Origin of the sequence: Fluviicola sp. (genome assembly GCF_039596355.1) — a bacterium.
Classification (GTDB): Bacteria; Bacteroidota; Bacteroidia; order Flavobacteriales_D; family Crocinitomicaceae; genus Fluviicola.
The window spans coordinates 582,910-597,328 of record NZ_JBCNJW010000001.1; the positions used below are offsets into that span (position 1 = coordinate 582,910).

12 protein-coding genes are annotated in these 14,419 nt (G+C 44.0%); 7 read left to right on the forward strand and 5 right to left on the reverse strand.

Annotation, left to right across the window (positions count from 1 at the left end; all coding sequences use genetic code 11):
• Positions 1 to 219: 219 nt before the first annotated feature.
• Together ABDV94_RS02335 and ABDV94_RS02340 are read left to right on the forward strand one after the other, a co-directional pair.
• The gene (locus ABDV94_RS02335) at positions 220 to 2,289 is read left to right on the forward strand and encodes a T9SS type A sorting domain-containing protein (RefSeq protein ID WP_343604436.1); all 2,070 of its coding nucleotides are present in this window, start codon (positions 220 to 222) and stop codon (positions 2,287 to 2,289) included.
• 117 nt (positions 2,290 to 2,406) lie between these two features.
• On the forward strand, positions 2,407 to 2,973 hold the full coding sequence (locus ABDV94_RS02340) for a PhnA domain-containing protein (RefSeq protein ID WP_343604438.1): 567 nt from the start codon (positions 2,407 to 2,409) through the stop codon (positions 2,971 to 2,973).
• 170 nt (positions 2,974 to 3,143) lie between these two features.
• On the opposite strand, the gene ABDV94_RS02345 is transcribed toward ABDV94_RS02340, so the two are convergent.
• A complete protein-coding gene (locus ABDV94_RS02345; protein ID WP_343604440.1) occupies positions 3,144 to 3,425 on the reverse strand; it encodes a GNAT family N-acetyltransferase in 282 nt (93 codons plus the stop codon).
• Between the two features lie 59 nt (positions 3,426 to 3,484).
• Positions 3,485 to 4,363, reverse strand: coding sequence for a pirin family protein (locus tag ABDV94_RS02350; protein ID WP_343604442.1), 879 nt, complete (start codon positions 4,361 to 4,363; stop codon positions 3,485 to 3,487).
• 253 nt (positions 4,364 to 4,616) lie between these two features.
• Here ABDV94_RS02350 and ABDV94_RS02355 point away from each other — a divergent pair, with 253 nt between their 5' ends.
• The 5 genes from ABDV94_RS02355 (at position 4,617) to ABDV94_RS02375 (ending at position 9,591) form a co-directional block, all read left to right on the forward strand.
• Positions 4,617 to 4,904: a DUF427 domain-containing protein gene (locus ABDV94_RS02355; protein WP_343604443.1), complete on the forward strand. Its 288-nt coding sequence runs from the start codon at positions 4,617 to 4,619 to the stop codon at positions 4,902 to 4,904.
• 10 nt (positions 4,905 to 4,914) lie between these two features.
• On the forward strand, positions 4,915 to 6,063 hold the full coding sequence (gene egtB / locus ABDV94_RS02360; RefSeq protein WP_343604445.1) for an ergothioneine biosynthesis protein EgtB: 1,149 nt from the start codon (positions 4,915 to 4,917) through the stop codon (positions 6,061 to 6,063).
• A gap of 3 nt (positions 6,064 to 6,066) precedes the next feature.
• Complete coding sequence (locus ABDV94_RS02365) at positions 6,067 to 7,017, forward strand: L-histidine N(alpha)-methyltransferase (RefSeq protein WP_343604447.1); 951 nt, start codon at positions 6,067 to 6,069, stop codon at positions 7,015 to 7,017.
• Positions 7,018 to 7,107: 90 nt separating this feature from the next.
• Entirely contained in the window at positions 7,108 to 8,256 is a 1,149-nt protein-coding gene (locus tag ABDV94_RS02370) for a MauE/DoxX family redox-associated membrane protein (RefSeq protein ID WP_343604449.1), read from the forward strand.
• Positions 8,257 to 8,298: 42 nt separating this feature from the next.
• The gene (locus ABDV94_RS02375; RefSeq protein ID WP_343604451.1) at positions 8,299 to 9,591 is read left to right on the forward strand and encodes a pepsin/retropepsin-like aspartic protease family protein; all 1,293 of its coding nucleotides are present in this window, start codon (positions 8,299 to 8,301) and stop codon (positions 9,589 to 9,591) included.
• Positions 9,592 to 9,660: 69 nt separating this feature from the next.
• Here ABDV94_RS02375 and ABDV94_RS02380 read toward each other — a convergent pair whose 3' ends face one another.
• The 3 genes from ABDV94_RS02380 to gyrA all read right to left on the reverse strand — a co-directional run bounded on the left by ABDV94_RS02380 (position 9,661) and on the right by gyrA (position 14,382).
• Positions 9,661 to 10,446 carry a dienelactone hydrolase family protein gene (locus ABDV94_RS02380; RefSeq protein WP_343604452.1) on the reverse strand — a complete coding sequence of 262 codons (786 nt, stop codon included), beginning with the start codon at positions 10,444 to 10,446 and terminating at the stop codon, positions 9,661 to 9,663.
• 210 nt (positions 10,447 to 10,656) lie between these two features.
• Positions 10,657 to 11,766 (reverse strand): tetratricopeptide repeat protein, encoded by a 1,110-nt coding sequence (locus ABDV94_RS02385; protein ID WP_343604453.1) that lies wholly within the window; start codon positions 11,764 to 11,766, stop codon positions 10,657 to 10,659.
• A gap of 84 nt (positions 11,767 to 11,850) precedes the next feature.
• Positions 11,851 to 14,382 (reverse strand): DNA gyrase subunit A, encoded by a 2,532-nt coding sequence (gene gyrA / locus ABDV94_RS02390; protein WP_343604454.1) that lies wholly within the window; start codon positions 14,380 to 14,382, stop codon positions 11,851 to 11,853.
• Positions 14,383 to 14,419: the final 37 nt, after the last annotated feature.

Below are 14,419 nucleotides of genomic sequence, written 5' to 3' on the forward strand. Positions count from 1 at the left end.
GAAATATCAACGTTCTGAAATGAACAATTTAGGTAGATATAAGTCGTTGTAAATAAAGAGAATTATTGATAATTGTGTTGTCAATTATTGATTTGATTTAGGTACTAAATCCTTTTTTTTGTTCAAAGAAAAAGTGACCAATCCATTATGAAGTGCACCTTTTTCCATAAATTTAGAGTGATAGTACTACTTAAATAATCAAAACAACAAACTAAAGTTATGAGAAAAATTTACACTTTGGTCGGCTGTCTGTTTTTATTGCAACTGGCGAATAATTCGTCAGCTCAGGTAATCTTCAGTGAAGATTTCAGCACAGCGACCGGAAACACTCCTCCAACTGGTTGGACCAACAACGAGATTCTCGCCGGTGGTGGTGAGTGGGCGTTTGATAACCCGGGTGGTAGAACCGGAAATGCCCCAATTGATGAGCCTTTTGCCGTTTTCGATAGCGACTATTTAGCAACATTCGGAGAAGAAGCCGCGTTGGAATCACCAACTTTTGATGCAACGACTTACACAGGAAGCATTTTCCTGTCTTTTGACCATTATTTTTATGAAGGAGCAGGAGGCGAATATCACGTAGAAGTATTTGATGGTACTTCCTGGCAAATTCTCCTTGAAGGAACTGCTGAAACAAACAACCCGGAACACGTATTATTGGATATCAGCTCATACGTGAGCGGAGTAGCCAATGCGCAGGTACGTTTCAGATGGGTAGGAGATTACTCCTGGTACTGGATCGTAGATAACGTAACAGTGGAAAACTTTAACTGTACTGCAGCCGGAAACATCGATGTTTCCAACGAAACATTGAACTCTTTGGATGTTTCATGGAATGCGAACGCTTCTGTTGCTTCCTGGAATATCGAGTGGGGAGTACCTGGATTCACGCCTGGAACGGGAGCTGAAATCGGGTCTTACATTACAACAACACCTTCATACTCTATACCTGGATTGAGCTCTGGTACAGATTACCAGATTTACATCCAGTCTGATTGTGGTGGTGGTGATTTCTCTCCATGGGTATCTATTACCGGAAGAACAATCTGTGCAATCCTGCCTTTGCCTTGGACTGAAAACTTTGATGCAATGACAACAGTTGATTATGATTTGTTCCCGGATTGCTGGAGAAGCGAGCACGGACAATGGATGACTGACGATTCATGGTGGTCCGGATTCGATGCTTACTCAGGAACTAACTTTGCAGGAATCCATTGGAGCAGCAACGATTACCTTTGGACACCTAGCTTCCAAATGACTGCAGGCAATACTTATGAATTCTCTTTCATGTATGCAGGTGACGGAAACGAAGAGTGGAGCGGGGAGGTAGTTGTAAATTCATCTCAAATCTCAACCGGAGCAACTGCAATCGGTACACCATTCTTAACTCCTACAGACATAACAGTTGAAAACTACCAGAAAGTGGTATACTGTTTCACACCGACACAATCCGGAACGTACAGCTTCGGGGTACACGTGTCTGCTTCCAGCTGGCCTTACTTCCTTGCTTTTGACGATTTCAACCTGATTGAAAGAGGAACATCTGCAGGATCAGATGCTGCTGCTGACGTATGTCAGGCAAGCGGTTTGGTTGATTTGAATACATTGGTTGGTACAAACGATCAGTACGGAACATGGTCTTTTGATTTGAACCCGAATGCAATCCAAAACGATTCGATGTTCAACCCGGCATCTATTCCGGCAGGAACTGCAGTGGTTACTTACATCACTCAGGGATGTTTGGAAGATACAGCAGTAGCTACCATTTCTATTTACGAACCATCCAGTGCAGGAACAGACGGAAACGTGATTTCGTGTAAAAACGAACCAATGAACTTGCTGGAAGGATTGAGCGGAACAGTTGACTTAGGTGGAGACTGGTACAACTCTCAAAACCAGTTGATGTCTACCTCGCAGATTATGGCTCCAAACTTCCCTGGACAGTACAACTACAAATACATTGTAGGAAACGGAGTTTGTCCGGATGATACATCCAGTGTAGTTGTTACCGTAACGGCATGTGACTGGTTGTCTGTAGACGAAATGGCATTGGATCAGGTGAACCTGTACCCGAATCCTTCTACAGGAATCGTATTTGTTGAATCTGATTTCAGCGGAACATTCAACCTGGAAGTAATGGATATCAACGGAAGATTGGTTGAAACAGGAAACAACACAATCGTTTCCGGAACAAATACGGTGAACTTGAGTAAAGTTCAGAGAGGAACTTACTTCTTCAAATTATCAAGCGAAAGTGCTGAAAAAGTATATCGTGTAGTGATTCAATAAGAAGAATAACTCCATTTTCAAAAGCCCCGGTCACTGAGCGAAGTCGAAGTGCCGGGGCTTTTCTATTGGTGGAAAACTCTTCCTTTTTTTTCCGGATGAATATTCTACTTTTGCAGTATGAATTTTGAAAAACAACTGGCAGCACGCAGCGGAAATGTGTGTGAATTGAGTGGAGTGACCGAAAACCTACAGGTTTTTCAGGTACAACCTTCCGAAGGAAACTCAGCAGATGATTTTGTATACATCACGCAAAATCTGAAAGAACAACTGGAAGGAATCAAAGAAGTGGCTGCCAACGACTGGCGTTGTTTGAATGATGCCATGTGGAGTGAAGTTCCGGCAGTGAAAGTAATCTCATACCGCATGCTGGATGCCTTGAAAAACGAGGGCTGGCCGAATGACCTCCTCGACATGATTTACCTGGAAGATCAGGAACTTTCCTGGGCAAAAGCGGGAATGGAAGACGAAGATGCCGTGAAACACATCGATTCCAATGGGGTGTTGTTGAAAGCCGGAGATACAGTAGTTCTGATCAAAGACCTGGATGTAAAAGGATCTACCATTACTGCAAAAAGAGGAACAGCAGTGCGCAATATCCGCCTGGTTCACAACGATCCGACACTGATTGAAGGAAAAGTCGAAGGACAAACCATCTACATTCTGACGCAGTACGTGAAGAAATAATTGATATTTCGACCTAGTACGGTAAGTTCACTACAAGTCGCTCAGTATAGAATTAAAAATTGAAAAGGGAGAATTGAAAAGGCTTTGTCTCCGATCTCTAATAGCCCTGACTCCGAAAGTCTTGTCTCTCACAGTCCTGACTCTTAACTTTTCAATTCTCCCTTTTAACGTTATAAAACGTCGTGATATTCTGGTGTTTTATCAAATACGCTTTTTGCAAACGGACATAGCGGAATGATTTTAATTCCTTTTTCGCGCGCAAACTCAACAGCAGCCTGAACCATCAGATTCCCTACGCTGCGTCCCCGGAATTCGGGATTCACTTCTGTGTGGTCGATAATTATCCGGTCTTTGTTAGCCCAGGAATAGGTCATTCTTCCTGCTTCTTTATCGTCTTCCGTTGCTTTGAAAAATCCTTTCGACTCGCGGTTGAATTGTTTTATTTCTATCATAATCTATCAATTCGAAATGCAAAATTCAAAAGAGTGATATTTTGCATATAATTTTTGCATTAAAATTTGGGTTCCGGTAAAGGAACAAATCCTGTTTCGCCGGCTATTTTCGGGAAGGTTTGATTGATCCAAGCTTCTTTTGCCTCCTCGATGCGTTCTTTCCGGGATGAAACAAAATTCCAGAAAATGAAACGTTCCTCCGGGAAAGCTTCTCCGCCGAAAATATATACGGTACTGTTTTCAGCCATTTCAAACGTGCATAATTCACTGTTTTTGGCAACCAGGATTTGTTTCGTGCCAAATGTTTCATCTCCGTCCCGGATGCTTCCTTCCAAAACGTACAAGGCACTTTCTCCGAATAGTTCGCTGCCGATGGAAATCGTTGCGGCTTCCTGGCATTTGATTTCAAGGAAATACAACGGACTATAAACAGGTACGGGAGATTTCTTTCCGAATGCTTCTCCTGCAATCAGTTTGAAATGAACACCGTTTTCTGTCCAGGATGGAATCGCATCTGCTTCCACATGTGTAAAAGATGGTTCTATTTCTTCCTTGTCTTTGGGAAGCGCTACCCAGATTTGAAGCCCGTGGAGGTGTTTCTCTGAATGGCGCAGGTATTCCGGTGTTCTTTCGGAATGAACCACTCCTTTTCCGGACGTCATCCAGTTCACGGCTCCGGGTTTGATTTCTACCTCCGACCCAATGCTATCGCGATGCATGATTGCTCCTTCAAAAAGGTAGGTCAGCGTAGAAAGCCCGATATGCGGATGCGGCCCTACATCCAGGTTCTGATGATCGCTTAGTTTGGCTGGTCCCATGTGATCAATGAAAACAAAAGGCCCTACAGCTCTTTTTTGCCGGAAAGGAAGGAGTCTGCCTACCAGGAAATTTCCAATATCGGCAGCGCGTTCTTCGATAATGAGTTGGATGTTCGACATGAATTTGAAATATTTTTTTGAAGTTCAGAATTAAAAATCGGATTACAAAATTTTCGAAAAAAGAGTTCTTTTACACCAGGTTGCATGGGTGTAAACAAAAGCTTAATTCTGAATTGCTTAGTGTTTTTTTTTCGATACAAAGCGTTATATTCGAAAGGTTGGAACCGCTTTTCACTGGATGTTTTTCTCACGGGAATCAAAATCCGAAAGCACCGGTTCTGCGTATTTGTTAACGGAATAAACTCCTGATACTATGAAACGAGCCATTTGGAACAACACAGTCCTTGCAGAAAGCGATACGACCGTTGTCATCGAAGGAAATCACTACTTCCCCGCAGCATCTGTTAAGAAGGAATTTTTCAAAGATTCAGACACGCACACCACCTGTCCCTGGAAAGGCATTGCATCTTACTACACCATCGAAGTGAACGGCCAGGTGAACAAAGATGCGGCCTGGTATTACCCGCAAGCTTCGGAGCTGGCTAAAAGTATTGAGGGAAAAGTAGCTTTCTGGAAAGGTGTTGAAGTCGTTGTTGATTAATTGATCCGGTATGCATTTGAAAGAAAAATACCTCGAAGTTCGCAACCGTACGGAAGCACTCTGCAGTCCGCTCCAGGTAGAAGATTATGTGCCTCAACCGGTTGCTTATGCAAGCCCTCCGAAATGGCATTTGGCCCATTCTACCTGGTTTTTCGAAGAAATGATTCTGAAAAAGAACCTGGAAGCCTATCAGGAGTATCATCCCGATTTCGGCTTTTTATTCAATTCGTATTACAACACCATCGGTCAACGTACTTTTCGCGCCGACCGCGGAAACATGACCCGTCCGGGAGTTTCTGAAGTGTATGCCTATCGTGCGTATGTGAACGAAGCGATGATGCGGCTTTTGAATCAGAATCTTCCTTCTGAACTGGAAGATTTGATCGAACTGGGACTAAACCACGAACAGCAGCACCAGGAATTGCTGTTGACGGATTTGAAATACACACTCGGTCACAATCCGATCTTCCCGGTTTATGATCCGGAACAAAACCTCCTGACCGACACCAATACCGAATCCGGGTGGATTGCGTTAGAGGAAGGGATTTATGAAATCGGTCACGATGGAGCTGCATTTTGTTTCGACAATGAATTGACCCGCCACAAAGTATACCTGCAGTCGTTTGAGATATCAAAAGCGCTGGTTACCAACGGTGAATACCTTACTTTCATGGAAGCAGGAGGCTATGCGCAGTTTGAACATTGGCTGGATGAGGGCTGGAGCTGGGTCAATGAAAACCGGGTTACCAGTCCGCTGTACTGGCACAAAATCAATGGAAAGTGGCATTATTTCACACTGGCTGGGTTGAAAGAAGTAGACCCGGATGCGATTTTATGCCATGTGTCGTATTACGAAGCACAAGCCTATGCCAGTTGGCGCGGATTACGATTACCAACCGAGTTTGAGTGGGAAGCAGCTTCCGGTCAGTTTAACTGGGGGAAACGCTGGGAATGGACGAACAGTGCATATCTTCCTTATCCGGGGTATCACATCGCGGAAGGAGCGGTGGGGGAGTACAACGGAAAATTCATGATCAATCAAATGGTTTTGCGCGGTGCATCGGTGGCTACGGCTCCGGATCACAGCCGAAAAACATACCGGAATTTTTTCCATCCGCATTTTCAATGGCAGTATTCAGGAATCCGATTAAGCAGATAAACGATGGTACAGGAACAATTTAAACAGGATGTCTCTTTCGGTCTTTCTCAAACACCCAAGCGCATTCCATCCAAGTATTTTTACGACAAGCGGGGAGACGAGTTGTTTGTGCAGATCATGCACATGCCGGAATATTATCTGACACGTTCGGAGATGGAGGTTTTCGTCGAACAATCTTCAGGGATCGTTGCAAGCCTGGCAATCCGTCCGGGTGAGGAAATGGAAATAGTAGAATTGGGAGCCGGAGATGGTACCAAAACGATTCATTTACTTCGGGAATTCATGCATGCCGGCGTGAACTTCCGGTATCTTCCGATTGATATTTCATCCAATGCATTGAGTGGATTGGAAAAGTACCTGAATGCTGAAATGCCGGATTTGAAGATCAACTGCATGCACGGAGACTACTTCCGGATGCTGGGAGATCTGAAGCAGTCGCCGGTGAGAAAAGTGATTTTGTTTTTGGGATCGAATATCGGGAATATGCCGGATGAGGATGCCCGAAATTTTTTGGCCTCACTAAGCCGGAACCTGAATCCCGGAGATAAAATCATTTTGGGAGTTGATCTATTGAAGGAAAAGGAAATTGTACTTCCTGCGTACAATGATTCTCAGGGAATCACGCGGGATTTCAACCTGAACCTACTGAAACGAATGAACCGGGAACTGGAAGCCAATTTTGATCTAAAGTTTTTTATACACGATCCGGAATACGATGAAGCGGAAGGGATTGCCAAGAGTTTCCTGAAGAGCACCAAAGAACAGGTTGTAGAGATCAAATTGATTGGGAAACGCTTCTTTTTTGCTCAAAACGAACGCATCCACACCGAAATTTCCCGGAAGTACAACGATACAATCCTACGGGGGATCATTGCGTCATCACCTTTAAAGATTCAGCATTGTTTCAAGGATCAAAGAGGCTGGTTCGGAGATTACATCATCGACAGGATTTAGGAAATGAAACTGTTAAGCTTTTCCTAAAATAACCGGAAACCGTTTTTCTTTCAGCCTGCAAATCGTATTTTAGGGGTCTTAAATCACATTATGACGTCTGACATGAGCAACAATACTTTTGTAAACAAACAATTACCTGTCATTATCAAAGGCCTGATGGCTTTTATGTTCTTACTCTCCGCAGTAGCAAAATTATATCCGTCGCCAAACCTGGCTTTGCCAACATTTGAGATCAAGCAGCTCTTGCCGATGGGATTCAACGAAACCACAGCGGCCTATTTTTCCCGCATCCTGATCGGTTGTGAGTTGGCATTGGGGATTTTACTGCTTCAGAAGAATTTCTTCAGACGACTCGTGATCCCGGTTTCGTTCTTAATGCTATTCATTTTCAGTGTTCATTTGGCGTATGGAATCGCAACCAGCGGAAACGATGGAAATTGCGGTTGTTTTGGAAGTTTGCTCCCGATGAGTCCACTCCAGGCCCTGATTAAAAATATTATCGGGATGGGACTGCTGGTATTCCTCTACCTGAAGACTCCGAAAGAAAACGATTGTTCCAATTTCTCCTTCCTGGCAGCCATTACCTTTGCTTCGATCCTGGGGGTATTCATGGTGGGACCGATGCAGCGTAAATCCAGTTCAGACCGCACGGAAGAAGTGATGGATAAACTGAATCAGAGTTCAGCAACAGAAGCAGAAAATACGGCATTACCTGAAACGAACACTGCTTCGGGTAAAACGGCACCTGCTTCAAATCCGGAGGCTTCCAATACCACTGTAAAAGACGAGAAAACAACGGAGAAAACAGAAGCGAAAACGGAGGTGGATGAACCGAAAGCAAAAAGATCCGGGTTTACATCGCAGTTCGGAGATATTGACAAGGGCCGCAAAATCCTGTGTTTCTTTGCTCCTGGATGTGACCATTGTAAGGAAACTGCCAAGGCATTGACAGATTTAGCCGTAAAAGATCCGACGTTTCCGGAAGTGCGGATTGTGTTCATGGACGAAGAAGCTGAATTGATCCCTGATTTCTTTGCATTTGCAGGTCGAAAATATGCCTTTAAAGTACTGGATGTGGCTTCATTCTGGACGGTGCTCGGAACCACGAAAGACACTCCAGGAGTGTTCTATTTGTGGAATGGGAATATCGTGAAAGCATACGACGGTATCAATGAGCGCGCATTCAAAAAAGAGGAATTCCGCAAAATCGTTCAAAAGAAGTGGAGTGAATTGAAATGATGTCGGGGATTTGAGTATCTTCATCCGTATAGATTTCAAACTATGAAGATACTGCTCCTTTCATTATTCATTTTACCACTGACTTTAAGTGCTCAAAAACACACGCATCCTTTTGATGCGGAATTGTTTTACCAGGAATTGGGGGTTTTGTCTTCGAAGAAGGATTTTTTCGAGATCAAAGAATTATTGATCCAGCACAAAAGTAAGATTGATCCGGAAGTCTATTTCTATTACTGGGGGCTTGTTGAAAATGCTTTTTCCCATTTCAAGGAATCCAACGAAGCCATTGAGTCTTTCTTTTCCGGAGCAGATTTCATGAATAACGATACGCTTTTCAAGGAAATCCTGTTGGTCAAGCAGCTCAATCTCGTTAATTTATTTGAATACAAAGAGGCGTATTTGACCAACCGGTATATCCTCGACAATTTTGCACATGTTTGCTCAGAAGAAGAATTGGCCGATTTGTCGAATACCGGATTGATCTGGAAAGACTTGCAAAATCAGGGAAAACAACATGTGCACCTCGATTCGGATGTGAAAATACAGCTTGTACGCGATAAAATGAGACTGGCAACTGTTCCGGTTAAGGTTTCCGGAGTAGCTCAGAATTTTGTATTTGATACCGGGGCGAATTTTTCTGTCATCCAGCGTTCTGTAGCTGAGCAGATGAATTGTGAAATCATTCCCATTCAGTTTGATGTAACGGCGATCACAGGTGTGAAAGTAAAGAGCGATCTCGCGGTGGTAAAGGAATTGTACATGGGAGATATCCGGTGTGAAAATGTGGTTTTCCTGGTTTTCAATGACAAAGATTTGACCTTTGCTGATGCCGATTATGCAATCCGGGGAATCATTGGTTTTCCCGTTATCCGCAGCCTGAATGAAATCCGCTTGAACAAGGCCGATGAATTGTTTGTGCCGAAAGTGGTGCAGCAATTCCCCCAAAGCAATATGGCAATCAATGGTTTTGTTCCTTCCGTTCAGGTTGTTTACCAGTCAGACACTTTGCAGTTTTCATTTGACACCGGAGCTGCGGAAACTTTTCTGAACAGTACGTATTATCAAAAATACAAACACCTGGTGGAAAAGAAAGGGAAGAAGAAAACCCTGAAGTCGGGCGGGGCAGGAGGCACTGTCGAATACACAGGCTATATACTGCCAAAAGTGACGCTTTCCGTGGGGAGTTCTTCCGCAACTCTAAGGAATGTGCAGGTTCGGAAGGAAGTTGTTACGGAAACGGATGCCGGGTTTGCCGGGAATTTGGGTCAGGATTTTATCAAGCAGTTCTCCGAAATGATCATCAGTTTCAAGTATTCCGCGATCCAGTTCAGGTAGTTTAAAAATTCAAAACGTGAAATTCAAAATGCAAAATAACGTTTGATCCATTTTGCATTTTGAATTAGATTAATTTGTTCCTCCGGTTCCTGTTGCCGTTTTACTTTCAGCAGGTTTTCCTTGTGCGGTGTTTTCCGTTTTTTTGGGAACTGGCATCATGACAACTTCTCCTGCGGCCGTGCGTACCTGGGCAAACAACCATTCGTACATTTCATCGCCGCGGAAAATGCGTTCCAAAGCTCCGTGGTTTGCGCCCGGTATTTCAGTATAAATGAGGTTCTTTCCGTTGTTACACTGTTTGATTGCGTTAACCATTTCGCGGGAATAGCGCACCGGAACGGCTTCGTCACGGTTTCCGTGCTGAATCCACATCGGGATGCTGGCCAGGTTACAGGCATCTTTCGGATTTCCTCCTCCGCAAAGTGCAACGGCTGCAGTGATCTTATCGGCATGTTTTCCGGCAAAGTGCATGGTTCCGTAACCTCCGAGGCTCATCCCGCAAACATATACGCGGTTCGTATCGGTTTTATAAAGTTTTTGAACGTATTCGAGTATTTCCAATACTTTATCGGGGTTCCAGGATCCGGAAGCAACCTGTGGTGCAATGACGATCGCCGGAACCGTTCTTCCTTTTTCGATTTCATGAATGACCCCGTATTTCTTAACGCGGTTCAAATCCGTTCCGCTCAGGCTTTTTCCATGCAGGAAAATGAGGATTGGGGGATTGTTGTTCAAGGTGGCGCTGTCAGGAAGGTTTAGCCAGAAATTGTAGAATGTTTTTCCTTTTACGGCACTCAGCTGTGCGAGTGAGTTCAAACCGAAAAACAGGCAAATCAAGACGAGTACCTTCTTCATGCTTTTTTAGTTTTGGGGAACTAAGATACTGATTTTATCGGAAGGTTCGGGTTAAGATTTGGTTAATTCCTGTCTTTTGGGGAATCTACCCGGGTATAGGTTCGCAATATGGCAATATGGCAAATTCGCGAAATGGCGATCGATTTTCCCTGAAAAAACGAAAGGCCGCCCGAAACCGGACAGCCTTCCCAATAGGTTTACATTACTCAATTACTGCTTCGCAGCATCCAGCATCTGCTTGTATTTTGCTTCTTTTTCTGTGTTCTTCAAAGCACGGGCAATTTTCACCAAACTGTTCAAAACTTCCACATCTTTTGGAACGATTTCCACATATTTCTCAAGCGGTACCATTGCCAAACCGTAGAACTCCAAACTTTTGTTCAATAGCTCATCCGACTCTTTCTTTGCACTTGGAGGCAGGTCACCTGCTTTTTGACGCAAATCAAATCCTTTTCCAGAGAAGTAACTTCCCAGGTTAAAGTATGCATCCGAATATTTCGGGTCGATTTCAATGGCTTTGTTCAGGTTATCCAAAACTGCCTGGTCATCCTTCGTTTCCATTGCAATGGTTCCCAATGCGAAGTACAAGTGCTTATCTTTTGGTGATTTTTGGATCGCTTGTTTCAGGAACTCAATCGCTTTTTCATTTTGTCCTGCACGGATGTAAGCCATTGCCGCTGCACGGTAAGTGTCATTCGGCTTGTAGTTCAAATCTGCACATTTCTTGTAGAACTCTGCAGCTTTCACGAAATCATTATCCGATTCTGCAGCCAATCCCTGGTAGTAGATGTATAACGTATCGACTTGATTCAATACGCTACTGTAATCATAGATGGTTCCGAAAATCACACCTGCTTCTTTGTATTTTTTCGCTTCGTAAGCCGCAGAGCCGATCGGGTGTAACATTTGCTTGATGGTACCAACGCTGTTTTTAATATCCGAATCGTATTTATCGGAAATATCGTACGATTGTTTGTATGCTTTGATCGCCTGATCTTTTGCGTCTTCCGGGACGTTTTTGTTGAATTCTGCATCTCCAAGTGCTTTCAATAACAACATGGAAGTGTAGATTTCTCCTTTCAGGAACAACGTTTTAGGGCTTTTTTCTGTTTCAGGATTTGCAGCTGCCAGATCAATTGATTCTTTTGCTTTCAACAATTGTTTTTTTGCTTCATCCATGCTCCCGCCCATTTGAGCTTTTTCGAAAGCCTGGAACGCCAGAGCAGCATCCGTTTCAATTTTCTTTTGAGCAAAAGTAATGGTAGAAATGAACGTCAATCCTGCCAGCAATGCTCCTTTTGTCATGTTCAAATAGTTCATAATTTAATTATTTGCTGATTCTTATTTCCAACTTTTATGCCAGGATGGCACTTTGAAGATGCAAATAAAATTCAAATTCCATATTTATTCTTCCGAATTCGTTTCTGTTGGATCATTGGTTGTTCCTTCTTCGCCTTCAAACTCTTCATCTTCTTCGTCTGAACGAGGAACACGCGCTACAGCTGCAATGGCAGCCGAACCTTTCAGATTGATTAAGCGAACTCCCTGCGCAGCACGTCCCATGACACGGATTGTATCCATGTGCATACGGATCGTCACACCTGCTTTGGTAATGATCATCAAATCATCTTCGTCAGTAACGGTCTTGATTGCAAGAAGCGGCCCGGTTTTATCCGTAATGGAAATGGTTTTAACCCCTTTTCCTCCGCGGTTAGTGATCCGGTAAACCGGCTCACCGTCTTCCGGATCATTCAGGAAGGAACGTTTTCCGTAACCTTTCTCGGAAACAACGAGGATCGTTTCTGAATTGTCTTTCACGCAAATCATTCCGACTACTTCATCCGCGTCGCTTTGAAGCGTTACGGCACGTACACCGGAAGCATTTCGTCCCATAGGTCGCACTTTCTCTTCATTGAAGCGGATTGCTCTACCAGCCTTGGTAGCCAATACCATTTCATTTGTTCCGTCAGTCAAACGTGCTTCCAGCAATTCGTCGTTTTCACGAATCGTGATCGCGTTGATACCGTTTGCACGTGGACGGGAATAGGCTTCCAGGGAAGTTTTTTTGATGATACCTTGTTTGGTACACATCACGATGAAGTTATTTTCAACGTACTCTTTATCCGTCAAATCCTTCACTTTCACATAAGCCTTGATCTTATCATCCTGCTCAATGTTCAGTAAGTTCTGAATTGCTCTTCCTTTTGCGGTTTTGTTTCCTTCCGGAATTTCGAATACACGCATCCAGAAACAACGTCCTTTTTCGGTAAAGATCAACAGGTAATTGTGGTTTGTTGCTACGAACAAGTGCTCCAGGAAATCTTTGTCGCGGGTAGTAGATCCTTTGGATCCCATACCTCCGCGGCTCTGAACCTTGAATTCATCCAGATTCGTGCGCTTGATATAACCCGCATGAGAAATTGTAATCACCACTTCTTCATCCGGAATCAAGTCTTCGATCTTCATTTCAGAAGCAGAGTATTCAATGGTAGATCGACGTGCATCACCGTATTTGTTACGGATATCTGTCAATTCATCTTTAATGATCTGCATTCTGCGTTCTTCGCGGTCCAAAATATCTTTCAAATCAGCGATCAAAGCCATCAGGTCGGCGTATTCTGCACGCAGTTTGTCCTGCTCCAGTCCGGTCAACTGACGCAGACGCATTTCAACGATCGCACGTGACTGAATGTCAGACAATGCAAAACGCTCCATCAAACGCTCACGCGCTTCTTCCGGGCTTTTCGATGAACGGATGATAGCGATTACTTCGTCGATATTGTCCGAAGCAATGATCAATCCTTCCAGGATGTGCGCGCGCTCTTCCGCTTTGCGCAATTCGTATTTCGTTCTGCGGATCACGACCTCGTGTCTGAATTTCACGAATTCGGCAATCATTTCCTTCAGATTCAGCAAACGTGGTCTTCCCTCAACCAGGCAAATGTTGTTGATGGAGAAGGAACTCTGAAGTGCAGTATACTTATACAATTTATTTAAAACGACATTCGGAATGGCTTCGCGTTTCAATTCAAACACGATGCGCATACCATTTCTGTCAGATTCGTCGCGGATATCGGAAATCCCTTCGATTTTCTTGTCATTAACCAGTTCGGCGGTTTTCTTGATCATTTCCGCTTTGTTGACCTGGTATGGGATTTCTGTCACAATGATCTGTTCGCGGCCTCCGTATTCTTCGATTTCCGCTTTTCCACGGATAATTACACGACCACGACCCGTGAGCAATGCTTCACGCGCACCGTCTACACCATAGATAATACCTCCTGTAGGAAAATCCGGAGCTTTTACATAGTGTAATAACTCTTCGTCTTCAATATCTTTATTATCTACGTAAGCAATAATACTGTCAACGACCTCGCCCAGGTTGTGTGGCGCCATATTGGTAGCCATACCTACGGCAATACCACTTGATCCGTTTACCAGCAGGTTCGGGATTTTAGAAGGTAAAACGGTTGGTTCCTGCAGGGAGTCGTCAAAGTTCGGAGCAAAATCAACCGTTTCTTTGTCCAGGTCATCCAGCATTTCTTCCGCGATTTTACGCAGACGCGCTTCCGTATAACGCATTGCTGCCGGACTGTCACCGTCTACCGATCCGAAGTTTCCTTGTCCGTCGACCAAAGGGTAACGCAACGACCAGCTTTGTGCCATACGTACCATGGTGTCGTAAACGGAACTGTCACCGTGCGGGTGATACTTACCCAATACTTCACCAACAATACGAGCTGACTTTTTGTATGGCCGGTTGGAATAAACTCCCAAATCCTGCATACCATATAATACACGGCGGTGAACTGGTTTGAATCCGTCTCGCACGTCAGGAAGTGCGCGGGATACAATCACCGACATCGAATAATCGATGTACGCCGATTTCATTTCATCTTCGATGTTAATCTGGATTATCTTTTCTCCATCTGCCATCTTGTCATAGTTTTAAATTATGCACGAAATTTGTGTG